This window comes from Saprospiraceae bacterium, from assembly GCA_016710235.1.
GTDB lineage: Bacteria > Bacteroidota > Bacteroidia > Chitinophagales > Saprospiraceae > Vicinibacter.
Genome location: JADJLG010000001.1, coordinates 2,962,722 through 2,986,885, shown reverse-complemented (window position 1 = coordinate 2,986,885; position 24,164 = coordinate 2,962,722). Strand labels below are relative to the sequence as shown.

The 24,164-nt window shown below is 38.8% G+C and carries 28 protein-coding genes, 1 tRNA gene and 1 pseudogene; 18 read left to right on the top strand and 12 right to left on the bottom strand.

What is annotated here, in order from left to right; all coding sequences use genetic code 11:
- Nucleotides 1–55 precede the first annotated feature (55 nt).
- Nucleotides 56–808, top strand: coding sequence for a 3-deoxy-manno-octulosonate cytidylyltransferase (gene kdsB, locus IPI99_11875; GenBank protein MBK7341214.1), 753 nt, complete (start codon nucleotides 56–58; stop codon nucleotides 806–808).
- Between the two features lie 17 nt (nucleotides 809–825).
- On the opposite strand, the gene cdd is transcribed toward kdsB, so the two are convergent.
- Nucleotides 826–1,317 (bottom strand): cytidine deaminase, encoded by a 492-nt coding sequence (gene cdd / locus IPI99_11870; GenBank protein ID MBK7341213.1) that lies wholly within the window; start codon nucleotides 1,315–1,317, stop codon nucleotides 826–828.
- Entirely contained in the window at nucleotides 1,314–3,848 is a 2,535-nt protein-coding gene (locus IPI99_11865) for a T9SS type A sorting domain-containing protein (protein MBK7341212.1), read from the bottom strand. Before IPI99_11865 ends, cdd begins: the two co-directional genes overlap by 4 nt.
- 32 nt (nucleotides 3,849–3,880) lie before the next feature.
- Here IPI99_11865 and prmC point away from each other — a divergent pair, with 32 nt between their 5' ends.
- Nucleotides 3,881–4,726, top strand: coding sequence for a peptide chain release factor N(5)-glutamine methyltransferase (prmC, locus tag IPI99_11860; GenBank protein MBK7341211.1), 846 nt, complete (start codon nucleotides 3,881–3,883; stop codon nucleotides 4,724–4,726).
- Here prmC and IPI99_11855 read toward each other — a convergent pair whose 3' ends face one another.
- Both IPI99_11855 and hscA read right to left on the bottom strand, forming a co-directional pair.
- Nucleotides 4,727–5,089 (bottom strand): translation initiation factor, encoded by a 363-nt coding sequence (locus tag IPI99_11855; GenBank protein ID MBK7341210.1) that lies wholly within the window; start codon nucleotides 5,087–5,089, stop codon nucleotides 4,727–4,729.
- Nucleotides 5,090–5,115: 26 nt separating this feature from the next.
- A complete protein-coding gene (hscA, locus tag IPI99_11850; GenBank protein ID MBK7341209.1) occupies nucleotides 5,116–6,969 on the bottom strand; it encodes a Fe-S protein assembly chaperone HscA in 1,854 nt (617 codons plus the stop codon).
- Nucleotides 6,970–7,010: 41 nt separating this feature from the next.
- On the opposite strand from hscA, the gene IPI99_11845 reads away from it, so the two are divergent.
- From IPI99_11845 to IPI99_11835, 3 genes are all read left to right on the top strand, one after another.
- Nucleotides 7,011–7,802 (top strand): queuosine precursor transporter, encoded by a 792-nt coding sequence (locus IPI99_11845; GenBank protein ID MBK7341208.1) that lies wholly within the window; start codon nucleotides 7,011–7,013, stop codon nucleotides 7,800–7,802.
- Nucleotides 7,803–7,969: 167 nt separating this feature from the next.
- Nucleotides 7,970–8,860 carry an amidinotransferase gene (locus IPI99_11840; protein ID MBK7341207.1) on the top strand — a complete coding sequence of 297 codons (891 nt, stop codon included), beginning with the start codon at nucleotides 7,970–7,972 and terminating at the stop codon, nucleotides 8,858–8,860.
- Between the two features lie 100 nt (nucleotides 8,861–8,960).
- Nucleotides 8,961–9,032 (top strand) — tRNA-Arg (locus IPI99_11835).
- Between the two features lie 62 nt (nucleotides 9,033–9,094).
- Here IPI99_11835 and IPI99_11830 read toward each other — a convergent pair.
- Nucleotides 9,095–10,039 (bottom strand): annotated as a pseudogene (locus IPI99_11830) (hypothetical protein).
- 75 nt (nucleotides 10,040–10,114) lie between these two features.
- Here IPI99_11830 and IPI99_11825 point away from each other — a divergent pair.
- The 5 genes from IPI99_11825 to IPI99_11805 all read left to right on the top strand — a co-directional run bounded on the left by IPI99_11825 (nucleotide 10,115) and on the right by IPI99_11805 (nucleotide 11,891).
- Nucleotides 10,115–10,372: a hypothetical protein gene (locus IPI99_11825; protein MBK7341206.1), complete on the top strand. Its 258-nt coding sequence runs from the start codon at nucleotides 10,115–10,117 to the stop codon at nucleotides 10,370–10,372.
- 228 nt (nucleotides 10,373–10,600) lie between these two features.
- A complete protein-coding gene (locus IPI99_11820; GenBank protein MBK7341205.1) occupies nucleotides 10,601–10,855 on the top strand; it encodes a hypothetical protein in 255 nt (84 codons plus the stop codon).
- A gap of 204 nt (nucleotides 10,856–11,059) precedes the next feature.
- Nucleotides 11,060–11,284: a helix-turn-helix transcriptional regulator gene (locus tag IPI99_11815; GenBank protein MBK7341204.1), complete on the top strand. Its 225-nt coding sequence runs from the start codon at nucleotides 11,060–11,062 to the stop codon at nucleotides 11,282–11,284.
- A gap of 75 nt (nucleotides 11,285–11,359) precedes the next feature.
- Nucleotides 11,360–11,569: a hypothetical protein gene (locus tag IPI99_11810; protein MBK7341203.1), complete on the top strand. Its 210-nt coding sequence runs from the start codon at nucleotides 11,360–11,362 to the stop codon at nucleotides 11,567–11,569.
- Nucleotides 11,559–11,891: a type II toxin-antitoxin system RelE/ParE family toxin gene (locus tag IPI99_11805; GenBank protein MBK7341202.1), complete on the top strand. Its 333-nt coding sequence runs from the start codon at nucleotides 11,559–11,561 to the stop codon at nucleotides 11,889–11,891. The genes IPI99_11810 and IPI99_11805 overlap by 11 nt, the downstream gene beginning before the upstream one ends.
- A 71-nt stretch (nucleotides 11,892–11,962) precedes the next feature.
- Here IPI99_11805 and IPI99_11800 read toward each other — a convergent pair whose 3' ends face one another.
- On the bottom strand, nucleotides 11,963–12,526 hold the full coding sequence (locus IPI99_11800) for a hypothetical protein (protein MBK7341201.1): 564 nt from the start codon (nucleotides 12,524–12,526) through the stop codon (nucleotides 11,963–11,965).
- An 11-nt stretch (nucleotides 12,527–12,537) separates the two neighbouring features.
- Nucleotides 12,538–14,709 carry a hypothetical protein gene (locus IPI99_11795; protein MBK7341200.1) on the bottom strand — a complete coding sequence of 724 codons (2,172 nt, stop codon included), beginning with the start codon at nucleotides 14,707–14,709 and terminating at the stop codon, nucleotides 12,538–12,540.
- Nucleotides 14,710–14,724: 15 nt separating this feature from the next.
- Here IPI99_11795 and IPI99_11790 point away from each other — a divergent pair, with 15 nt between their 5' ends.
- From IPI99_11790 to IPI99_11775, 4 genes are all read left to right on the top strand, one after another.
- The gene (locus IPI99_11790) at nucleotides 14,725–14,973 is read left to right on the top strand and encodes a hypothetical protein (GenBank protein ID MBK7341199.1); all 249 of its coding nucleotides are present in this window, start codon (nucleotides 14,725–14,727) and stop codon (nucleotides 14,971–14,973) included.
- A 198-nt stretch (nucleotides 14,974–15,171) separates the two neighbouring features.
- Nucleotides 15,172–15,537, top strand: coding sequence for a helix-turn-helix transcriptional regulator (locus IPI99_11785; GenBank protein ID MBK7341198.1), 366 nt, complete (start codon nucleotides 15,172–15,174; stop codon nucleotides 15,535–15,537).
- Nucleotides 15,538–15,545: 8 nt separating this feature from the next.
- The gene (locus tag IPI99_11780; GenBank protein ID MBK7341197.1) at nucleotides 15,546–15,761 is read left to right on the top strand and encodes a hypothetical protein; all 216 of its coding nucleotides are present in this window, start codon (nucleotides 15,546–15,548) and stop codon (nucleotides 15,759–15,761) included.
- Nucleotides 15,746–16,129, top strand: a complete 384-nt coding sequence (locus tag IPI99_11775; protein MBK7341196.1) for a type II toxin-antitoxin system VapC family toxin — start codon at nucleotides 15,746–15,748, stop codon at nucleotides 16,127–16,129. Before IPI99_11780 ends, IPI99_11775 begins: the two co-directional genes overlap by 16 nt.
- A gap of 173 nt (nucleotides 16,130–16,302) precedes the next feature.
- Here the strand turns inward: IPI99_11775 and IPI99_11770 are convergent, their stop codons facing one another.
- Nucleotides 16,303–16,788, bottom strand: a complete 486-nt coding sequence (locus IPI99_11770; GenBank protein ID MBK7341195.1) for a hypothetical protein — start codon at nucleotides 16,786–16,788, stop codon at nucleotides 16,303–16,305.
- Between the two features lie 9 nt (nucleotides 16,789–16,797).
- The gene (locus IPI99_11765) at nucleotides 16,798–17,601 is read right to left on the bottom strand and encodes a hypothetical protein (GenBank protein MBK7341194.1); all 804 of its coding nucleotides are present in this window, start codon (nucleotides 17,599–17,601) and stop codon (nucleotides 16,798–16,800) included.
- A 575-nt stretch (nucleotides 17,602–18,176) separates the two neighbouring features.
- Here IPI99_11765 and IPI99_11760 point away from each other — a divergent pair.
- Nucleotides 18,177–18,356, top strand: coding sequence for a hypothetical protein (locus tag IPI99_11760; GenBank protein ID MBK7341193.1), 180 nt, complete (start codon nucleotides 18,177–18,179; stop codon nucleotides 18,354–18,356).
- 91 nt (nucleotides 18,357–18,447) lie between these two features.
- On the opposite strand, the gene IPI99_11755 is transcribed toward IPI99_11760, so the two are convergent.
- The 3 genes from IPI99_11755 to IPI99_11745 all read right to left on the bottom strand — a co-directional run bounded on the left by IPI99_11755 (nucleotide 18,448) and on the right by IPI99_11745 (nucleotide 23,096).
- Nucleotides 18,448–19,281: a tyrosine-type recombinase/integrase gene (locus IPI99_11755; protein ID MBK7341192.1), complete on the bottom strand. Its 834-nt coding sequence runs from the start codon at nucleotides 19,279–19,281 to the stop codon at nucleotides 18,448–18,450.
- The gene (locus IPI99_11750; protein ID MBK7341191.1) at nucleotides 19,253–20,209 is read right to left on the bottom strand and encodes a tyrosine-type recombinase/integrase; all 957 of its coding nucleotides are present in this window, start codon (nucleotides 20,207–20,209) and stop codon (nucleotides 19,253–19,255) included. The genes IPI99_11755 and IPI99_11750 overlap by 29 nt, the downstream gene beginning before the upstream one ends.
- Nucleotides 20,210–20,384: 175 nt before the next feature.
- Nucleotides 20,385–23,096, bottom strand: a complete 2,712-nt coding sequence (locus IPI99_11745; GenBank protein ID MBK7341190.1) for a toprim domain-containing protein — start codon at nucleotides 23,094–23,096, stop codon at nucleotides 20,385–20,387.
- A gap of 156 nt (nucleotides 23,097–23,252) precedes the next feature.
- On the opposite strand from IPI99_11745, the gene IPI99_11740 reads away from it, so the two are divergent.
- From IPI99_11740 to IPI99_11730, 3 genes are read left to right on the top strand one after another with little or no spacing between them, the layout of a single operon-like run.
- A complete protein-coding gene (locus IPI99_11740) occupies nucleotides 23,253–23,585 on the top strand; it encodes a helix-turn-helix transcriptional regulator (GenBank protein ID MBK7341189.1) in 333 nt (110 codons plus the stop codon).
- Nucleotides 23,586–23,631: 46 nt separating this feature from the next.
- A complete protein-coding gene (locus IPI99_11735) occupies nucleotides 23,632–23,844 on the top strand; it encodes a hypothetical protein (protein MBK7341188.1) in 213 nt (70 codons plus the stop codon).
- On the top strand, nucleotides 23,834–24,160 hold the full coding sequence (locus IPI99_11730) for a type II toxin-antitoxin system RelE/ParE family toxin (GenBank protein MBK7341187.1): 327 nt from the start codon (nucleotides 23,834–23,836) through the stop codon (nucleotides 24,158–24,160). The genes IPI99_11735 and IPI99_11730 overlap by 11 nt, the downstream gene beginning before the upstream one ends.
- The last annotated feature ends 4 nt before the right edge of the window (nucleotides 24,161–24,164 follow it).

The window sequence follows — 24,164 nt, the reverse complement described above, 5'->3', positions numbered from 1 at the left end:
ATTCTATTCGTCTGATAATTAGACGCAAATATATGAATTATTATTTTAATGTGTTATGAAAAATCCGGAAGTATTAGCTGTGATTCCAGCGAGGTTGGGGAGCAGTAGATTGCCAGGCAAAGTATTGCTCGATATTGGGGGTAAGAGTATGGTAGAGCGTGTATGGCGACAAGTCAAACAGGCACACACCATCTCGAAGGTAATCATTGCCACTGATTCTCAAGAAGTAATCGACCATGTCACTGCATTTGGCGCGGAAGCGATGATGACTTCAGCCAATCATCAAAGTGGAACAGATAGATGTGCTGAGGTCAATGTGGCGCATACTGCTGATTATGTTATCAACATACAGGGAGATGAACCATTTATAGAGCCTTCGCAAATAGATTCGTTAATAGAAGGAATGATTGAAAAAAATGCAGACCTGGCAACTTTATTTAAGAAAATAGAACGCGCAGAAGATCTCTTTTCACCAGCTGTTGTCAAATTGTGTAAAGCTGAAAACGGTAGAATTTTGTATTTCAGCCGACACCCAATTCCTTATATCCGGTCATCAGGACAAGAACATTGGATGGAAACACATGTTTTTTATAAACATATAGGTATATATGCTTATACATCTGAAGTTTTGCAATCTATAAGCAAATTATCGGTGAGTTCATTGGAGAAGGCAGAATCTCTGGAGCAGTTGCGATGGCTGGAAAATGGTCGAAGTATTTTTGGTATTGAGACTTCTTTCCAAAATTTTGGAATAGATACAGCTGAAGATCTGGAAAATGCAAGAAATCATGTAAGTCGTTCTCAGTGATGTCTTGCCCTATTGTTTCATTGATTGAGTAGGAATTCCGGTTCGAAAGCAAAAGGTAGGAGGTCTGAGACAGATTCAAAAACAAGCGTTTTTCCGTATTCTGTGCCCAAAATCAGTTGAATTTGGGCCTTATTTTTCATTTCGAATTCTCCGAGCACCTGCCTGCACAATCCACAAGGAGTTGGAGCATGATGTGCTGTAAAATTCTGGTTAATCACTGTAATTGCGATTCTTTTTATAGGACTTTTATCTGTCTTATTTCCATAGGCATAAAGTGCTGCTCTTTCAGCACATATTCCGCAAGGATAGGAAGCATTTTCCTGATTGCAGCCATGGATGATCGTTCCATCAACCAATTCCAATGCAGCGCCTACATGAAACTGACTATACGGAGCATATGCCTTTCCTGCAGCTTGTGAAGCTTCTCGCAGTAATTTGATCAACTCATCAGGCAACTGTTCTCCTCTTTCGAAGGAAGAAAATGTAAATGAATGGAGTTGATTGTTCATAATCCTCTATCTACGATAAACTTGAGCTGGATATTAGGAGTTTCGTTGATGATGTTGACATAATACACTCCTTCACTAAAATTTTCTAAGGGAAATGCAATGTAATTCTTGCCTATACTAACATTATATTCTATATATCTGAGCTTAGTTCCCATGTAATCTGTGATTTCTATCAATGCTTTCTTAGCTGCTGTACTGGAATATTCCAAAACTGCCTCTGTTCCCCTGTTTGGATTTGGATACAGGATTGCAGTCGAATTGGAGTTGTAAGAACTGCTCAGAGAAATAATCTTTGAATATTCAAATCTTCCATTTGCTTGAACGGCTTTGATACGATAGTACACTTCAAATGCAGAAAGTCTAAAATCTGAACAGTAGTAGGTTTTTGTGGAATATACAGGGCTCGAGCTTGCAAAAACGAAAGAAATTGAATCAAAATTGAATCCATCGATGGATCGTTCTATGACAAACCTTTTTGTTGTATTGTCGTGAGTACTTTTGATGGTTAGTCTATTTGAAGTGCTGGTTTTTGTTGCTTCAAGACTATTAAATTGTTGAAATGCTGGAAGTGGTTTTCCCCAAAATCCAATGCCTATTCCACCAGATTTACTCATAGAAAATTCACCGGTGATCTGATTGTCACTGACCATATTGTATTTCCACATTTTTGAGGTTGCGGATGATTTCGAATATTGGTATTCGGTAAAAAGAACAGGAGTTGAGTTTGCATGATTGCTGGCCGGATCTACCAAAGCAGGTGATTGCAAGGTAAAAAGCTTTAACTCATCTTCTTTTAAATCAGGTTTAATACCTTGTAAGTCTGCAAAATCCTGTTTGTTAAATGCTATTTTAACAGAGATGGGTTTGTTTAAAATATATTTGGAATTCACTTGCCAATACTTGTTGATCACGTTCATTGCCATGTTTATTGGACAATATGAAGCCTGTATAGAAGTGCCGTACTTTGAACCGTATTGCAAGGTAGTAGCTGACATAACGATTAAACTTCCATCTGTGACAGATCCTATGTTCTGGCTATTTTTTGCAATGGAAGCTATGAGTATATCGTCTGACACTTCTATTGTATTATTATCAAAGTAGTAATGAGTATATGAGCCATCAGTGCATTCGAGGTTGGCATATACTTCTGTGTTTGCAGTCACCAAAGTATTTGCAGTTGGGATATAATTACCCAAACAGGATGATGATCTCACTTTGTTTCTGATCACGTCACCAGGTTCTTGTCCAAGTCCTAGGGTAAAATCTATCCCGGGTCTTCCGGTAAGATGACAATAACTCATCAAAGTGCCTTTTGTTGAAGAGTTCTCTACCGGGGCGCAAGAGCCTTCAGGAGAGTAACAATTATCCAATGCTTTGTTTTTTTGAGGGCCCCACACACAGGCATGCGTATGTCTCGAACCGAGAACGTGGCCAATCTCATGTGCCGTCACATATGTGTCCCATGAATAGGTTGGGTAATTCAAAAAGCTTCCAATTACGTTTGCAAATGCAAAGGAATAGGATTTATAACAGAGTGAGTTGACATAAGCTACGCCACCTAATGCGGGTGCATTCGATTTAGAAAATCCACTGATCAGAAGAGTCAGATTTCCATTATAGTTAGGCCATTTTGCTCTTGCATAATCCAAATCTTCATTTGATGAAATATGTTTGAAGCCATCTGGTGCAGTGTTGACGATGATTTCTGTAATGCTTAACTGAATATCTTCTTTTCTGTATATACTATGCACACTGTTGAAAAGACTGAAAATGTAGCTTGTGATCTTAAAAGTACTTCGCATCGAACGATACAGATCATAATCTGTCCGAATAGTGATACCTACTTTTTTACAATTGTCTCTCAATCGTGTATTTAAAATATTTTCACTTTCTATGTAATGTCTATAATCGTCAGTGCCACATATAGATCCCAGCTCCGGTAGTTTGTCAAGTTTGTCTTCTGAGATGACAAGTGTAGCTTCTTCACTCGAAGGAAGACTTTGTGTAAAAATTGAAAAGTTTTTTCCGGAAGAGGATAGTATTGTGCCAAATATAGCATCTTCGGTCACGCATAAGTTGACCATAGAGTAGGGATCATTCTCCAAAAAACCTTTGTAGGTCTTGAAAGTACCAATTTCTATTTTTTGCATCGACTGACCATCGTCTTCGAATACGCTCATTTCAGGATCAATGATGGTGTATTCTTTGAGGATGAGTTCGCTTTTTGATTTTTGGGTTGGCAATTTTAGTTCTGTTTTCCACGCATGAGATGAGCTTTGCAATAGTTGTCTTAATGCTGAAAAGTTTAATTTTGCGGTGCTGGTGCTGGTCTTTGATTCAGGATTGATCATTCTTTCTGAACCTTGCTTTACAAGTTTTCTCAATGGGATTTTGTCAAAAGACTCTTTTGCCATGATGTCAAATGGATCTACACGATGTTGAGCAATCAATTTGTTGCCCACCTGAAGATTCAAAATGAAACAAATACAAAAAGTAATGCGGAAACCTGACTGAAAAATGGAATGATTCATAACAACTTATACATTAAATAAAATTATAATATGTGAATAAACAAGAACTGTGCCAATTATGCCTAAATGAACTTTCGTACATAGAAGATGAGAGGGAGAAGCTAAGTGTGGCAAATATTATTTGTGATTATTTAGAAAAACAGAATATTGGGGATCGATCAAAGGTAGATTTTCAGGCTATAAATGAAACTTTGAATCATATCGTGGACCAGATCAAGCAAGATGTGCCGATTCAATATATTTTGGGAGAAGCCCCATTTATGCAATGGATGTTTTATGTAAACAAAAACGTCCTCATACCAAGACCTGAGACGGAGGAACTCTTTAACTATGCTATAAGATCATTGAGTTCTACTATAGAATCTTTAAAAGTTTTGGATATAGGCACCGGTAGTGGTTGTCTTGCAGTATCCTGGAAAAAAAGCAGGATGAAAGATATAGTAACCGGAATGGATATTTCTTCAGAAGCGCTTCAAGTAGCAGCTCAGAATTCCAGAACTTTAAATGTTGAGGTGGAATGGGTCCAAGCAGATTTTTTGCAAGAGACTAATGGGTTAGGAGGATATGATGTGTGGATCTCTAATCCTCCTTATATCGGCGTGCATGAGTTTGAAAAAATGGGGACAAATGTTTTGCAGCACGAACCTACTCTTGCACTATTTTCGCCCATTCCCGAAGATGCAATCTCATTTTATAGAACCATAGCTGAAAAAGCAAGCCTGTTTCTTCCGGAAGGAGCACAACTATTTCTAGAACTCAACGAGTTTTTTGCTTCAGAAATCCAAAGTTTGTTTGACAGAAGAGTTTATAATTCAGGCAGTATCATCAAAGATTTGCAAGGAAAAGACAGAATATTGCATTTGAGAAAAAGCCTCTGATCAACCACCCGATCTTTTCGTGTCTTTATATCCGATTTTGATGAAATGATCTATCATTTTCTGTACATGATTGCCTTGAAGCAATATTTCACCTTCCCGGACATTTCCCCCAACTCCGCATTTTTGTTTGAGTTCCTTACATAGTTTTTCAATGTATTCTGCAGAACCTTGTAGGCCGGTGACCAATGTGGCTACTTTTCCTCCTTTCAATTTTGTGTCAAGTCTGATGCGTATTTTTTGTAAATGTTTGGGTATTGTTGATTCTTCTTGGTCATTGGACTCTTCATCAATTGGTAAAGAGTTTGAGCCTGTTGAAAATACCATGCTGAGTTCGGATAGATCGTTGAGTGATTTTTTTTTCATGAATCAACATTGAATAATATAAATGATTAATTTATTTCTTTGCCTGACAGAGATTTTCCTATCTGGAGGTCCATCATTTTATGTGCAATCCCGGCTGTTTGTGAATTAAATTGATCTATTGCAGTTTGAATAGCCGCTGGGTCTCCGTTTTGGATAGCCGAATTCAACCCAAAAACCAAATCACCTATCGTTTTAGATTCTTCTTTACTTAGTTCATTTTGGTTTGTTTTAAGGAATTTATTGCCATTGAGTATCAGATGTGAGGCTTCATTGACCAGGTCGATCAGTTTTTTCTTCTCCATATCTTCCCGAGCGTGATAAATGGAGTCAAGCAGCATATTGGCAACTTCTGACTGAGATACTGCAAATTGCGATTTTATCACAATGCTTTGTTCTGTGTTGCTTCTGAGTTCCTTTGCTTTGACGGTTAATATTCCATCAGCATTGATTAGAAAGCTCACTTCAATTTTTGGAATGCCCGCAGCCATAGGAGGTATATTTTGCATCGTAAATTCTGCCAGGTTTCGATTGTCTTCTACAAGATTGCGTTCGCCCTGAAATACTGAGATTTTCATTTTGGTTTGTCCATCTTTGGATGTAGAATAATTGCGTGCCTGGGAAATTGGGATTTTTGAATTGCGTGGAATGATGACATCCATCAGACCACCCAATGTTTCGATACCTAGTGAAAGGGGCGTGACATCCAGCAGCAGAAGGTCTTTCCTTTTACCCGAAAGGATATCGGCTTGAACTGCGGCTCCTAATGCAACTGCTTCATCAGGGTGCAAACTGGTATTCGGTTCTTTGCCAAAAAAGGATTTTACTGCTTGTCTGACCGGAATCAGCCTGGTGGATCCACCGACTAAAAGTACCTCGTCAATATCTTTGATTGTCAATCCACTGTCTTTGATGGCTTGCTTACAACATTTAATTGTTTTTTCAACCCAAGGTTTTGTCACAAGTTCCAACTCATCTACACTTATTTCTATAGGTTCATCTGCGAAATTCCCACTTTGCGGGATAAGCTGCTCTGAAATTCCTTTTTTGATTTTTTCAGCTTCCAATTTTCTTGCATTGCGCTCTTGTAAGTTCTTGCTTGGCTCTATGCCAAATTTGTTTTCAATGTAATGTACCAGATCGTGGTCGATATCATCGCCACCGAGCATAGTATCGCCTGATGTGGACAATACATCAAAGACTCCGCCCTCAATGCGTAGTATTGAAATATCGAATGTTCCTCCGCCAAGATCATACACTGCAACGGTTTTGATCTCGTGCGGGTCGAGTCCGATACCATAAGCTAAACTTGCTGCAGTGGGTTCATTGACAATCCTGAGAACGTCCAGTCCAGCTAATTTGCCGGCATCTCTGGTTGCTTGCCTTTGCGCATCATTAAAATAGGCGGGTACTGTGATCACCGCCTGTGTGATCTGACAGTGAAGGCGGGATTCTGCTCGGGATTTGAGATATGAGAGTATCATTGAAGATAGCTCAACCGGTGTGTAAGTTCGATCTCTCAATTTCAATCTTATCTCCTGCTCATCGCCTGTCCGACGATTATAGACGGAGTTCAGTTTTTCTGATTCTGAGATGTCCTGATATGATTTCCCAATAAGTCTTTTTACCGAGTAAATCGTGGCATCCGGGTTAGTGACCAATTGTTGTTTTGCTTCTTCACCGATGACGATATTCTGATTTTTATCTATGTAAATAATGGAAGGCACCAAGACCTGTTGATTCTTTTCGTCCTTGAGAACAGTTGTTTTACCGTCAACCGTGCAGGCAACAAGACTGTTCGTTGTTCCCAGGTCAATCCCTATGACAACGGATTCGTTTTGTTTAATCGATCCGGACTTAAAGTCGATGGCTATTTTTCCCATGTGTGATTAAACATATCATCTATCGCCATGTTTAGCAGGGAGTGGATTTAAGCGGAAAAAATAAGGCACTTTATCTTTTTGTTATCCTTTCAGGGATATTCGTAGCGAATGCGATTCTGGCAGAATTCATTGGTGTGAAAATCTTTTCTTTAGAGCGGTCTTTGGGCATGGAGCCGGTGCACTGGAGTATATTTGGAGTGGGAGACCTGTCTTTTAATCTTACGGCAGGAGTTCTTCTGTGGCCCCTTATTTTTGTTCTTACAGATATCATCAACGAGTACTACGGACCTAAAGGTGTTCGTTTTTTGTCTTATCTGACAGCAGCACTCATCGTTTTAGCATTTGGAGCGAGTTGGGTTGCCATTCGGCTGGTACCGGCCGATTTTTGGCCAACCAGTCATCTGGGGCATAACACTACCTCTGCGACGGATGTGTTGAATCTTAACTCAGCTTATAGACTCATTTTTGGCCAAGGTGCTTGGATCATAGTTGGATCATTGACTGCTTTCCTCATTGGCCAATGGCTTGATGTGACAGTCTTTCACAAGATTAAAAAAATTACGGGTGAGAAGTCCATCTGGTTTCGGAGCACCGGTTCAACTTTAGTCTCACAGTTATTGGATTCCTTCATTGTGCTGTTTATAGCATTTTATATAGGAGCCTCCTGGCCACTGGAAACCGTCCTTGCTATAGGTTGTATAAACTATTTGTACAAGTTTCTGGTAGCTCTCCTGATGACTCCTCTAATATACCTGGTCCATGACCTTATAGAGAGATTTCTTGGCCATGATATAGCAGAGAGTATGAAAATTGATGCAATGAAGAATGAATAGTACAAGCATCATATCGCTGTATTAGCTTTTGGTATGGATACAAAATTGATCAGGTCAAAAGATTGTTTTTTAATTCAGGATTGTTTAATATTTAGACAGATTCAATGACAAAAAATAACCATAGAAATCTTCACCTCAGCAGTAGACAGATATCGAGTCGCATTATGATGATCCGACCGGGACATTTTGCCTACAATGCAGAAACAGCTGTCAATAATGCATTCCAACAAGTGATCAATGATCAACAGTTCAACGTAAGAGAAAAAGCCCTTGCAGAATTTGATGAGGCTGTGCGCTTGCTGAGAGAAAATGAAATAGAAGTGATCGTCTTTGAAGATGACCAGAATAAGATTAGTCCGGACGCCGTTTTTCCAAATAATTGGATCACCACACATGAAGATGGAACCATCATCACGTATCCTATGTACTCAGCCCTGCGTCGCAATGAAAGAAGGGAAGACATCATCGAGACGTTGACCAGTCAATTCAGGGTTGACAGGCGCTATAGCCTTGAGACCCTTGAAGAAGAGAATATTTATTTGGAAGGAACGGGAAGCATGGTTCTGGATCGGGACAAAAAAATAGTGTATGCTTGTCTGAGTCCACGGACCGATGTGACAGTGCTCAACAAGTTTTCGTTGTTGATGAATTACCATACAGAGTTCTTTCACGCTACTGATGAAGATGGAGTGCCGATTTACCATACTAATGTAATGATGGCGATAGGGGTTGATTTTGCAGTGGTCTGTCTTGAGAGCATCGATTCAAGCACAAGAGATCATGTGAATCGATTGCTTGAAAAGAGTGGAAAGGCTGTTGTAGAAATAAGTTTACAGCAAATGAGACGTTTTGCAGGAAATATGTTGCAACTTAGGACTGCAAAAGGAGATCCGGTTTTGGTGATGTCTCAGACAGCGAAGGAAAGTCTGAGTCCAGAGCAGTACTTGTTCCTACACGAAAAAACCAGAATCCTTGAGATCAACATTCCTGTGATCGAACAGGTGGGAGGGGGTAGTGTAAGGTGCATGATGGCTGAGATTTTTCTGCCGACAAAATAATCAGGAGTCCAGTACAAAAATTTTGTGAGTTGGATGAAAATTGTATTGAATTCTGGGTGATATGGGGACATGTGCTTAATTTTCGGCTCCTAAAACAGATGGCCACGTAGTTCAATGGATAGAATAGAAGTTTCCTAAACTTTTGATACAGGTTCGATTCCTGTCGCGGCTACAAAATGCAGTTGTAATTCCAACACTTTTAAATAAACCACTTATTGAAGGCATTGCTTCTAAACCATCGATTTCAATATTTGCAGTTAGTGAATTGCTTGCAAACTGGTAAGGAGTCAACATTGGATAACTCTTAGTTAGCGGATCGACACTCAAAAACCTGGCAATACCCGGATTGTAGATGCGGAAGCCGTATTCGTAGGTGGTAAGATTTTGGATCTCGCCGTCGGTATCGGCCTCTTTGTCATTGAATCCGTATCGGTACTTGGTAGGGAAGTTGGATTTGCCGAGCAGTGTTGGAAAATTTCTACCTCGCATGACCTGACCGAAAGGGTAGTAATCCTGAGCTGCAACAATGTCGGGCTCGTAAGCGGAGACGCGCTGAGGCTGTGCAGCGGGATTTCCTTTGAGGCGGTCAGTGACGACGGACATGACATTGCCCAGATGATTGGAGACCTCGTACCTGCGGTAGTTGCGGTATCTGGTAGCTATACGTCCCGGTGAGTCTGATATCATGCTGCGGTCAGGAGGGTAGTAAACGCCTACTCTCGATGAACCAAAGATATTGCATTCTGCCTGAATGTATGTAGAAGATAATCCGATATTGACATAGGTCTTTTTGTAAATAGCGATCGCATTGCCTTGCGCATCCCTGAGATAATAATGTGCCGTAGAATCAAGATTGTACGATTTCGTCATTTTCTTAGACGTTCTCTGACCTTGAGGATCATAATCAAACCTTTCTGTCTGGTCGTAGGTATAGCTACCTCCGGTTCCCAGTACTGTGATGTTTCTAATGACTTTTCTAATTTTTTGATAAGGATCCCAACTGATACTTGCCTTGCTTTGCAGGTCAGATACCAGATTGCCGATGCTGTCGTAGCTGTAGTTGCCCGGCAGCTGATTGTCGATATCATCATCATAGCTTGTAGGCGACACATTGTCTGTGACAGAGCTCAGCAGGTTGGGCCTGAGGCTTGAGCTGTAATAGTAGTTGAGGCTATCCATGGCTGATGAAGTGCTTGTGGTAAATCTGGAGAGCCTGGTGAGATTTCCATTGGCATCGTAAGCATAGGTGCTGCTGTGCTTAGGAGAATTTGCCCAGAATCCGGAGGTATTGGAAAAAAGGTAGGTACTATCCGTATTTATCCTATGAAGTTGGTCATATCGAAAAGTCTGGGCATAGATAGAGTTAGTGAATCCTACTGCTCCGGGATACTGCTTGAGCAGGTAACTGATGTTGCCATTGTACAATCCTTTGTCGTTGTTGTTGGAGCTGAGTATGCTTGTGAATTTGGGCCAGGTGAGATCGGGTTTGGCGAGACCAAAGAGGAGAGATGACTTGATGGGTTTATAGTCAGAGGAGTTATATCCGATGTTGTAAAAAGCTGCATCTCTGGCGACGAGTTTATTGATATTGGTATTGGAGGGGTCGCTGTCCTTTCCGGGCTCGAAGGATTTGTTTTGGAAGCCTATGCCATTGACACCTTTGATCCATCCTTGGAGTGTGTATTGATAGTCAAGGCCCTGACTCTTGTCCGGTCCGAGTTCCAGCCTGGCTAATGGGCCATGTCTGTAGTAGAAGTACCTGGCTTCTTCTTCCCAGATGATACTGTCCCAGGAGCTGTAGGTCCTCCTGAGTCTATTGTCTGCATCATATTCAAAAGCCTGATAGAGCTGATCTTTTTTGCCGGGTTGAAGGGCTACTTGGAGTACATTGCCGCTGATGAGGTCGTACTTGTAGAGTATGGATTTAGGATTAATAGAGTCTCTGATTCCGATTCGGTTTCAATCCTTAATGGTTTAATACCTGAGTTAAACTGAGCTGAGTCTTGATGTCTTGGATCTCCATTTGGAAGCAACATTTTATTACATTTATTTTGCACTAAATTTTTACATATTGTCTATTTCGGCTTATATTGTTACTTTATAGTATCAAAATTTCTTTAAAATGGATATTTCAGTGCAAATAAAGAAGATTAGGAAGGAAAAGGATTTTCTCAACCAGAAGTAGCTGATAAACTTTCTATGAACCGAGTGCAATACAACCGCATTGAAACAGGCAAAAGCGACCCCAGAATGAATATTTTACAGCGTATCGCTACTGTTTTAGATATTAATGTTGTTGATTTTTTTGAAGTTAAAAACAACGGTACAGAAGTACATACCGTAAATGAACCGCTTTTGCAAACGGTGCGTTTATTGGAAGAACTGGACGAATTGCAAAAAAAATTCTATTTGCAATATGATTGACATTGCTATTACCAACAAACGTCTAAAAGAAGCGTTGAGCAATGCAAAGAGTATAACCATTTAAAATATTAGACAATGAAAGTATTAGTCGATATACCTGATAATGAAGCCACTTTCGCAATGAAAGTTTTAAAAAGCCTTTCTTTTGTAAAAAAAGCAACGCCAATGAGTGTGGCTACTGTGGATTTATGGGAAGACCTTAAAGAAGCTACAGAACAAGTACGTCTACACAAACAAGGTAAACTAAAACTGAAGACGGCTCAAGATTTACTCAATGAGTTATAGCATTATCCCTACCCTTCGTTTTGAGAAGGAACTAAAACGACTGGCTAAAAAATTTCCATCACTCAAAAACGAGTTTGCTCAACTCATTACAGACATTACCGAAAACCCAGAAGCTGGTACTTTCATCGGTAACAACTGCTATAAAATACGATTGGCTATTGGTAGCAAAGGAAAAGGGAAAAGCGGTGGAGCAAGGGTTATCACTTATCTATACATTGAAGCAGAAACGGTTTATCTGCTTACCATTTACGACAAAGGCGAAAAAGCCGACCTAAAACCCAATGAACTGGCTGAAATGATTGAGAGTTTGGAACTGAATTAAAAATATTTTTTGCCTTTTTGGCAACTCATAAACTCCTTTTTAATTGCTGTTTTGGACAGTGAAAAAGCCACCTAATCGGTGGCTTTATTGCTTCTTAACTTAAATAATCTCCAAACGATAAAAACCAATGAGAGTAAAGTTCCAATAAAAGATAAAAACCTTTTGAAAGTAACTTTTTGGGCTTCCTCGTGACTAAATACAATCCAATTATATTTATCTTTTACCTTTTCAAAATCACTATTGCTTAAATCCTTAAAACTTATTTCTGGATTTCCCTTTTTGCTTTTGTACTTTGTTTCGTATGAAGTTAAATATCTGATAGTATTCAAACTATCTGTAAACTTTACAACTACTGATGTATCATTGTAGCCATAGGCTAAAAAATCCTTGATTTTAAAATTACTGGCATAGTATTTAAACCCAATCCCCACCAATTCAAAATCATCTTCATCAAACAAAACAAAATTCTGTGGATAGTCATCATAAAATTTATGAACTAAATTATATGGCAGTTTTTTATTACAAAAATCACATTTCCAGCCGTAATCAAATCTTTTGCTATCATACTTAATAAAACAAAATACAGAAATACAAAAGAATAAACCGTAAAAAATAAAGGGAATCCACTTTTTCATAACCTGTCACATTATTTTTTTTCTTCAACTGGTTTGAAAAAGTATGTTCTTTCTCTTGTTTTATAATCGTATGGTGTACCACCTCTTTCTAAATTAGGCCCCTTTTGGTCAGGTATCAAAGATGTTCCAAATGGACTAAACCCTATTTTATCTCTTACAAATTTATCAACCTTTTCATCTACAAAATCAGGATCCCAAAAACCATCTCTTGAAAACAGAGTATAGGTTACGGAACTTGATTTACCATTTCCACTAACACTATATTCTACATTTGTTCTTCCTATATGAAAAGTTGAACTTGTTAAATCAACAGAGAAATTTCCTTCAGCTTGTACTTTTTGAGTTGTTATTTTAGTGTGCTTTTCATTAAATTTTGCAGAACTCAATAATTCTCTTGTGGACTGATCTCCAACATCAGCAGCTGCACCATTTCCATTAAAATAGTGACTTGTTGCCTCTTTAGTATTATTTACAACTGGTCCACTTGCAGATTTTGTACCTACCCACAAACTACTTTGAGCAAAGGATTGCCCTTCTTTTAAATTCAAAACGCCTTTACTATTTGCAGTAACTCCACCTCTGTTTAGCATCTGCATTGCATTACTTTGGCTTGTTCCTAAAAACTTAGCCATTGAATATGAATTGTCTCCTTTCTGTGCTACAAGATTTCCTGTTGCATCCCATTCCCATTGACCGTCTGGGTCGGTGTATCGTATTGGGTTACAGCAGAAAGCTCTGTAAGGCGACCAACCTGGTGCATCGGCTGCTTTGTGGTCAACACTCAAAAACCTCGCAATACCCGGATTGTAAATGCGGAAGCCGTAGTCGTATGTGGTAAGATTTTGGATCTCGCCGTCGGTATCGGCCTCTTTGTCATTGAATCCGTATCGGTACTTGGTAGGGAAGTTGGATTTGCCGAGCAGTGTTGGAAAATTTCTACCTCGCATGACCTGACCGAAAGGGTAGTAATCCTGAGCTGCAACAATGTCGGGTTCGTAAGCGGAGACGCGCTGAGGCAGTGCAGCGGGATTTCCTTTGAGGCGGTCAGTGACGACGGACATGACATTGCCCAGATGATTGGAGACCTCGTACCTGCGGTAGTTGCGGTATCTGGTAGCTATACGTCCCGGTGAGTCTGATATCATGCTGCGGTCAGGAGGGTAGTAAACGCCAACTCTCGATGAACCAAAGATATTGCATTCTGCCTGAATGTATGTAGAAGATAATCCGATATTGACGTAGGTCTTTTTGTAAATAGCGATCGCATTGCCTTGCGCATCCCTGAGATAATAATGTGCCGTGGAGTCAAGATTGTACGATTTCGTCATTTTCTTAGACGTTCTCTGACCTTGAGGATCATAATCAAACCTTTCTGTCTGGTCGTAGGTATAGCTGCCTCCGGTTCCCAGTACTGTGATGTTTCTAATGACTTTTCTAATTTTTTGATAAGGATCCCAACTGATACTTGCCTTGCTTTGCAGGTCAGATACCAGATTGCCGATGCTGTCGTAGCTGTAGTTGCCCGGCAGCTGATTGTCGATATCATCATCATAGCTTGTAGGCGACACATTGTCTGTGACAGAGCTCAGCAGGTTGGGCCTGAGGCTTGAGCTGTAATAGTAGTTGAGGCTATCCATGGCTGATGTAGTGCTTGTGGCAAATCTGGAGAGCCTGGTGAGATTTCCATTGGCATCGTAAGCATAGTTGCTGCTGTGCTTAGGAGAATTTGCCCAGAATCCGGAGGTATTGGAAAAAAGGTAGGTACTATCCGTATTTATCCTATGAAGTTGGTCATATCGAAAAGTCTGGGCATAGATAGAGTCAGTGAATCCTACTGCTCCGGGATACTGCTTGAGCAGGTAACTGATGTTGCCATTGTACAATCCTTTGTCGTTGTTGTTGGAGCTGAGTATGCTTGTGAATTTGGGCCAGGTGAGATCGGGTTTGGCGAGACCAAAGAGGAGAGATGACTTGATGGGTTTATAGTCAGAGGAGTTATATCCGATGTTGTAAAAAGCTGCATCTCTGGCGACGAGTTTATTGATATTGGTATTGGAGGGGTCGCTGTCCTTTCCGGGCTCGAAGGATTTGTTTTGGAAGCCTATGCCATTGACACCTTTGATCCATCCTTGGAGTGTGTATTGATAGTCAAGGCCCTGACTCTTGTCCGGTCCGAGTTCCATCCTGGCTAATGGGCCATGTCTGTAGTAGAAGTACCTGGCTTCTTCTTCCCAGATGATACTGTCCCAGGAGCTGTAGGTCCTCCTGAGTCTATTGTCTGCATCATATTCAAAAGCCTGATAGAGCTGATCTTTTTTGCCGGGTTGAAGGGCTACTTGGAGTACATTGCCGCTGATGAGGTCGTACTTGTAGAGTATGGATTTAGGATTAATAGTGTCTCTGATTCCGATACGGTTTCAATCCTTAATGGTTTAATACCTGAGTAAAATTGAGTTGAGTCTTGATGTCTTGGATCTCCATTGGATAAAAAATTTAAAAAATTTGCACTTGCCAAGTGCACAAGCAAAATTAGCACACTTGTCTAATATATCATAGCATCTTTATCTAATATTTTGCTTACATGTCTAAACAGACTTGCCAGTCCTTGATTTTTAAGCTAATTTTGCAATATAATTTATCCAATAATGCTTAATAAAACAGATTTTGCAGACAGATTGAAAGGCCTTCGTAAGAGAAAAGGCATCTCGCAGGGCGAACTTGCCGATCTGATAGAAGTTCATTTTACTCAAGTAAGCCGATATGAAAGAGGCGAGACAAAACCCAATGCCGAAGCAATGGCTAAACTTGCCAAAGCCCTAGATACCACCGTCGATTTTTTGATGAATGGAACGGCTGATGATGTCGTCAAAGAAGCGGGATTAGAAAAAGAGTTAATTAGCCGCTTTAAAGAAGTTCAAGAGTTAGAAACTGAAGATAAAAAAACGGTGCTCTCTTTGATGGATGCTTATATTGCTAAAACAAAAATTCAAACTTTACTTCAGACTAAATAATAGCTTACATGGAAAATACAATGCTCATACAGGTAACCAACCAAAAAGCTGTAGGACTGATACATGAGTTAGAAGAACTACATTTGATTAAAGTCCTAAAAGAAAATATTACCCCTGTCAAAACAAAGCTCTCTGATAAATATAAGGGCATTATAACCAAAGAGCAAGGGCAAAACCTTAATGAACACATTAAACAAATGCGTAGCGAATGGAACAATATCTAATTGATACCAATGTAGTTTCTGATTACTTTTCTGCTTCCTTTCCTGCTGCTGGTATGGATTTGATGGATAGTGCCATTGATGCCATTCCTAATATTTCTATTCTTACTCAAATAGAACTACTTTGTTGGAATACCGATGAAGCCACCACAGAAAGTGTAAAGGACTTTATTGCTGATAGTGTGGTGCTGGATATTTCACCTGATGTGATTACCCACTGTGTGGCACTACGCAAAGGCAAAAAGATAAAAACCCCCGATGCCATTATTGCTGCTACTGCCTTGTCTTACGGCTATACCATTATCACTGCCAACGAAAAAGATTTTGCCAATATTAAAGGTCTGAAGCTTATTAACCCTCGTAAGATCTAATAGTCTCTTACAAGAAACCATTTTCTATATTTTATTCGTAGATGTTGCTTTGCGTCTATATAGATTACCCTTATGATATCATTGAAAACCATGACTTATTTCTGCATTGCAGATTAATATGTTATTTCAAATGATACTGACATTTCTATCAGTTTCTGATAAGAAACCATTTTCTATATTTTATTCGTGGAAGTTGCTGTGCAATAAATATCATCATTCCATATCTTGAAGTTGCTATGAAGAATATAATCTCGACTTACTTCCATTATTAAATGATGTTTTCTATTTATAATAATTGTATTAAACTTAGTACTTTGAAAAAAGTCTTCCCATTCAGAAATTAGCAAATTAGTGTTAATTTCAATTGCAATATTTTCATGATTATAAAACACAAGAACTTCATTAGTGGTTTTTAGTTCAGATTTTTTAAACATTAATTCTAGCTTGTCATCCAGAATTGAATTATCAAAATTAAAGTTAAAATATTGATCCATTGATCTCCAGCTTATCTCGGTTTCTCTTCGGTCTAGATAATTAAATTGATTATTTTCCAAGATATTCAATTTCTTGAATAGCGCCTTTTTAAATTGATATGCATCATATTCAATGTGAATAATATTATCCTGAATTTCTAATAATTTCCAGTTTTTAAATTGCATCAATATTCTTTAATTAATAATTTGATTTTCTACAATTCTTTTAGCCTGTTCTAAATCAACATCAATTAGGATAGCTCCTTTCGTCTTTCCATTGACCCAATTAATATGTGCACCTTTTTCAGGATCCCAATCAATTCGCCAGTATCGCTTGCCATCTGCAGATTGCTTTCCTACAACTTTCCCATTAAATGGCCCTTTTTCAAAATTTGATATATAATCTGTTGCATCATCTCCAAGATCACCTAAAACATCATCCACTACTTTTCTTGCATTTCCAAAAGTTCTCTTACCTTCTTTTAAAAGGGTAATTGTCTCTTTAGAAGTTTCAGTTATCTTACCTGTTTCTTGAACAAGCTCGGCAACTTCATCAGAATATTTGAAAGCCTTACTTATTAGTTTTAAGCCTTTGAAAAATTTTGCGAATGGGACTACTCCTAAAATTTCAAGTTTATCACCTGCCATTAATTTTTGAGGGTCGGCAAGAGCAATTTTGAGGAATTCTGCACTATTCTTTGCAATCGCATTATTCAATTTTTCTTGAGAAGGTACCTCAAATACTGCGGTTACAGGTCTTACATATTGCTTTACAATTTGCGGCTGATAACCAGGATGAGAAGTAACTCTTAAATTATCAACTGCAGGTTGTACTATAATAGGTCCGTAATTCTGAGTATAAACTTTTTGAACGGCACTACTTCCTTCAAGTCCATCTATATCGACATTGGCAATTGGATTATTTTCTGCAAATGCGAACGGTGAAAGATGAGGATATGAGCGTGTCAGCGGATCGACACTTAAGAACCTCTGTACCACTTTTTGGCTTAGAATAGGAATCCTATACACCACTTTGAGTGTATGTTTTTGATAGTTCGGATCAAGCCTTAGACATCCCATTTCCTACCCTAAAGATAGCTGGCTTTTTTTTTCATATGAAAGGATATTTTCATTTGAAAAAAAAGATATGAATGCACAATGCTCGTATTTTATTCAATGCTGCCACGTGTTTTTCTAAAAATGATATGATCAACTTCGGCATTGAATAAAATAAAGAGCTTCCAGGGGTTTGGGGATGAACGAACGATCCCGATAGGGTGAAGGTCTGGGAGACCTTCAAGTGAGTGAACCGGAACGGAAATTTAATAAGATCCCCAAGTTTTCTTCTACCGGCGGCGGCCGGTCTGGCGGTGGAGGAGGGCGAACAGGAAGCTTGAGCCATTAAGATCTGAACTGGAGCGTAGAGTAAGAGAAGATCTTAATGGCGGCTTCCGTGCGATCCCGATACAGCAATGGAATAAAAAGAGTTTTGCGAATAAAAAAGAATTGCAGTATTGGGATCGAGACCGACTCCCGCATGCCGCCTGAAACGATACAGGCTGCGGTGGGTGTGTATGTGTGTAAGTTTATCTTACAATCATACACAGACAGGAAAGCAGCGGTGTGGCGACGCTCAGTCTGATTGCATATATCGTGACAAAGGTCTGCCTTGTCAGTCCTGGTACTCGACCTCAGGCGAGTATGGCGCGATATATGCCAGACTGTCCCGTCGCCACGCCGCTTTCCCTGCTTAGATGTGAGTAGAGCGAACATCTATCTCAAACAAGTCAGGAGCCGGAGCGATACAGCTTTATTTACGTAAGCATCTTTTTAGTACTGATCATTTTATTGGAGAGGGTGTAATTTCTCAATACTTGCTTTTAATTCTTCTAATCCGGATTGTTTGTACTGCTCAGTGCTTCCACTTCGCTTATGCCCTGCAAATACTTGTACGATTCTTATATCATTGTTCTGTTTGAGTAAATGCATGATTACACTTTGACGGATTTTTAGAGGAAGTAATTTTTCTGATTTACTCTTTCCTTCATTTACTATTCGATTAATGATACCTGGCCATAGGGTGTTCTTATTCTGATCTTCAAAAAGATAGCTGTTCTCTTTATTCAACTTTAAATAATCATGGATCAATAATATTTGCTTCGCTTTTAGGGTCAGTGTTCTGCTGTTCATCTTTGCGCTACCGCCTATATAAATAGTGGCTTCTTCTAGTTTAATGTCTTTTACTTTTATGCTTACGATTTCTTGTACTGCAAGAGCTTGGTAGATCAATAATCCTATGATGATTTCGTCTCTAAGTTGATTTTTTGATTTGTGATTTTGTAGTAATTCTTCTAATTGCTGCGGAGTATAAAGATTCTCTATAGCTATACTTTTATTGATTTGATCTTTTAGGTAAAGTCTTTCGCAAGGGTGATTTTCTCTGATTCCTAAGTCTATTAAGTATCTGTAATAAATCTTGATTGCAAACAAATGATTCATCAAACTCTTGGGATGTAGTCCCGTACTTCTAAGATGGGCCATATATTGCATTACGTCAGCGTAGAGAGCTGTTATCGCTTTTTCTTGCATGAATGTCTCATACTTTCTGATCATGTTGTGATATCCTCTGGTTGCTTTGGGAGAATAGTGTTCATTGAGATAATCCATCCTGTTCTTCATTGCCGGTTTCATTGTCTTTGGTGATTAGTTTTCTTAATTGTTCTTGATTGATGTGGGTGTAGATCTCAGTGGTCTCGAGTTGATCATGTCCTAGGAACTGTCTGACCTGTTGTAATGGCATTCCTTGTTCGAGTAGATGTGTGGCGATAGAATGTCGTAAGGTATGCATGGTGATTTCATCTGGATTAATGGTCTTGTCTTTGGTTCTTCTGATGATCTGTTTTAAGATTTTATTCATCGTATATTTTTGCAATCTTCGACCCTTGGAGTTAATCAATAAGGCTTGTACATCTTTTGAGCCTAGATACATTCTCACCTCATTCAAATAACATTCCAAATCTTTAATAACTTGTTGTGTGATAGGGATCACTCTACGCTTGTTGTTATTGCCTCGAGGGATAATGATGATACCTTGCTTTAATTGAAGATCTTCAATATTACATTGCACTATTTCAGTGACTCGCATGCCACAACCATAGCCTAGACCAAGGATTACTTTTTCAATTTCTGATTTTGTGTGATCGTATAATGATTTGATTTGTGATTTGCTTAGGATCGTTCTTTCGGTGTTTTCTTCAGGGAAGTGGATCTGGATTTCTGACAGTGGATTGATCTGGATTTCTCCTCGATCTAGTAGCATCATAAAGAATAATTCAATACTTCTAAAATGATTATTGATCGTCTTGATGTTTAACTTCTGCTTAGTTCTTTTATTGGGTCTTGATTGGATGTAATCTTGATATTCTTTGATATGTTCTGCGGTAATGTTTTCTATTTTCCTAATTCCTCTTAAATGCATTTGCTCAAAAAATTCCTTCAGATAGTTTTCTTTAATTCCTACACTGAGTGGATTATGGCCAAGGGTCAACAGATGATCACGGTATTTTTCGAGTTGATGTTCATAGTTTTTGTCCAGATTTATATTCATTTTGTAAAACTTTGAATCGATTTTTCCAAAAGGGGGGTCTTGCACTTTTTTGGAACGCGGAACGCCAGACACTTTTTTACACTTAACCCATTGACCGCTAATTATTTATTTCAAATTCTGGCGTTCCCTGGTGTTCCAAGGGTGTATATATTTTGTATATTTTGCTTGTTTTCGGTTATAAACTCTTAAGCTGTTCGCTTAGATTGTCCTTGATCTTTGTTCTGATCAATTGCATATTATCCCAATAAGCTATTCTATAATTGAAGCCTCGATTTGCATATCCAAGCTGTCGTAAGTATTCCAGATTGATAAGCTGTTGTATGTATCGATGTTGTTGCGTCTTACTGATTCCGGTGGCTGTTCTGATTTCGAATCGATTAAAATCGATTTCGCTTTGTTTTACTTTTTCTTTCTCTGCTTTTGTCTTTGCATATTCTTTAAGTCGTTCGAAGAACTGGCGCAGACTTCCATCGAGTTCATCCACTTTTAATATGATGCTTTCAAATAAGATATCACAGGCTCGACGTAGATCTTCTTTTTGTGTGATCAATCTTCCCTGATTGTCTTGTTTTCTTTGGAACTGATTGAGGATCGTAATTTGTTTTACAATGCTTTGATACATTTCATTAAGCCTTCTGATCTTGTGTGCATCCAGTGGTAATTGTATTTTGTTAGCATAAGGATTGATGATGTTAAAAGGCTTTATAAGTCTCATGCAATTCTGTATAAAAATGCAGTTTTTTTCTTCTTCTCGCTCGTTGATGTTGCCAGCATACTTTTGGTTCTGATAGTTGATAATTCTTTGTGTCTGCTCTGTACTTTCATCCACAGCTACAACAAAGCTTCTGCTGATATTGTCTTCATAATAATCTCCCTTTGTCGTACAGGCTATACTGGCAATAGGTCCTCTTACTGTTCTCTCTGTGCTGCGGATATTACCATCATCGAACTTTTGGCTCGTGCTGCTGATCAGTATATCATTGCTCATCAATTCTCTAAGAGCTAATAGTGCTTCTTCTTTTAATCCATCTATATCTTCGAAGCAAAGGAATCTATTGACTAAATCATATTCTCCATAATTGTAAAAGCTATTGTCGGTTACTCGAGTGAATCGCTTTACATCTTCTTGCGGAATGAGATTAGAGATGATTTTTAATAGTCTTGTCTTTCCACTTCCGGAACTTCCTTGGATCAATGCGTGAAGGGTTTCTTTCATCTTGTAAGAGCTTGCGATGACAAAGAGAAGTATTCTGCTATTTTCTTCTCCTACGACTCCGCATCTGCCTATGAGTGTATTGATCTTATCGATAAGCTTATCTTGTTTTAAGAATTCTATGCAATCTTTCATGGTGCTTTCGTTGAGTTGGATTTTGATTCGTTGCGGTGCTTGTTTTGTTGTGTTGTTGTTGCGATATTGATCTAGTAATTTACTGAGATCCATTAGATCTTTCTGGATCTGTTGTGTATTTATCTTGAGTGCTTCGCTTACACTTTGAGCTACCAGTTCTATTTGCTTGTATTCGTAGAGATCGAGCTTTGTTTTGTAGTCTGTGCCTTCTTGTGTATTGACGATTTGCAATGTGATCTTTAAACTGTCGAGCTGTGGTTTTATTCCTCCTTTGCTGTGATACTCGATGTTATCGGATTTATAGATGATGTTGTTGGGATTGTCGGTATTTAGAACACTCTTCGCTTTAGCTTCCGGTGATGCCGCTTTCGCGGTTCCCTCACTTCGAGCACTGTCGTGCTCGATCCCTTGCGGGAGTCGTTCGGTAATAATTGAAGAACTATCCGCAGGATTTTCAATTGAAAGATTCTCCGATGAAAAAAAAAGTTCATTGGGTTTTCGTTCTTCTATTGGTTTTCTTTCTGAGATAAGATGCTGCAGTATTTCTCCCTGGTGTGATTGCACCAGACTATTTACATCTTCTCCCTTTGGTGTATTTACATTCGTGATCTTTATTCTCGTAAACATTCCTTTGATCACTTCTGCATATTTTCTCACTGAAGCAATACCTGCTTCGTCTCCATCAAAGAAGAAGATCACTTCATCGAGTTGCTTTAATTCTATGATTGCTTCCTGGTGTTCTTCCGTAAGTCCATTCGTTCCGAAGAGTGCTAGTACATTATATTGCCCGGTGATCATTGCATCTTGTATTAATGTCGCTGCATCGATGATGGCTTCTGTTAGTATAAGCTTCTTTGTATTGGGATGTGGATACTGCGGATATAAGCCTTGGCGATCTTTGAGATAGTAATGCTTACTCTCCTTATCATTTGTTGTGCTGCGGAAGTAAAAGCTTACGACTTGATTTAATTTATTCTTTAGTACAAACGCTATACTGTACTTAGCAAAGATCTGATACGTTCCTTCGGGCTTTCCATCTGCTAATAATCCTACTTTAACCAGACTTCGAATGAGTTCTTTATTGTCCCGGTTGGAGTAATGGAATTGTCCTGCGTTGTAACCGATCTCTATGAGAGCCGGGTCGAGCATCCTTTCTTTCAGATAATTCATAGCACTTGACTTGTAGTTGATGCTGTTCTTAAAGTAGGTATGCATCTTGGTCAATACTGCTGTTCGCGATAATTCTTGTACTGGTTTATTTGGAAGCACTCCGATCATTTGTTTTGCTTTCTCGATGGCTTCATGCTTTGTAATGCTTTCCTTATTCATGATGAAGTCGATTACATCCAGACTCTTGCCGTGTGTCGTACAGTTGCTACTAAAGCAGTAAGCTGTATTGGTCTTGGGATAGACTTGCATACTCGGAGTCTTGTCCTCATGGAAGGGACAGTTCAATCTCTGATTCCGATCCGGCTCCAGTCCGTAATGGTCTAATACCTGAGTCATACTTAGCTGAGTCTTGATGTCTTGGATCTCCATTTTGAAGAATTTTTAAAATAATTTTACTGATATATAAGTCACAAAACTAAAAGATATATCAGAATTATCCAAGAACTATATTACTTTGTTTTGATATTTATATCACTTATTTTTGTGCTATAATTACAATATCTATCATTTTAAAGACTTATAAGTATGAGTTTAGGACAGAGAATAGCAGATTTACGCAAAAAAGGGAAAGTTTCTCAAAGCGACCTTGGCAAGAAGATCGGAACGTCAGGTGATATCATAGGTCGCTATGAAAGAGACGAAGTTACCCCATCTATTGAGGTAGCTTCAAAGATTGCAGATGAGCTTGGAACTACACTCGATTATCTTATGGGTAAGATGGAATTCGAACTGGATAAGTCCATCGTAAAACGTGTCATTGATATTCAGTCCTTACCAGAAGAAGATAAAAAGCATATTCTCTATACTCTCGATGGACTGCTACAAAATGTGAGAACTAAATTGGCTTTCGCTAAATAATAAAAACCTAATTAGTTTATGGAAAACATTCAAACCGGGAAGTAAAATGAGACAGGTAACAGTATATACCACAGATAAGGAATACAGCCATTTCATTGAACTGGCTAAGAACCTGCATTACGTTAAAAAAATTGAAACGGATGAAGAGCCTAGAGAAAATGTTTTGGATAATATCAAAGCAGGGCTAAAAGAAGTAAGCCTTTTCAAAAAAGGAAAGCTAAAAACAACATCCGCTAAAGACTTCTTAAATGAGCTATAGTGTAGAGCTCTCTGATAACTTTAAAAAGGAAGCTAAGCGGTTGGTCAAAAAATATCGCTCCCTTAAAACAGAATTAGCAAAACTCTTTACCGAACTTGAAGAAAACCCAACACTTGGCACTCCGCTTGGCAACGATATTTATAAAATCCGTTTGGCTATCGCTTCCAAAAACAAAGGCAAATCAGGCGGTGCAAGGGTTTTATCTTTTGTAAAGGTTACACAAACTACCGTTCTGCTTTTTTCCATCTACTCCAAAGGTGAAGTGGATAACCTTACCGACAAACAAATACAAGAACTTATTAAGGATTATTTGTAAGGCA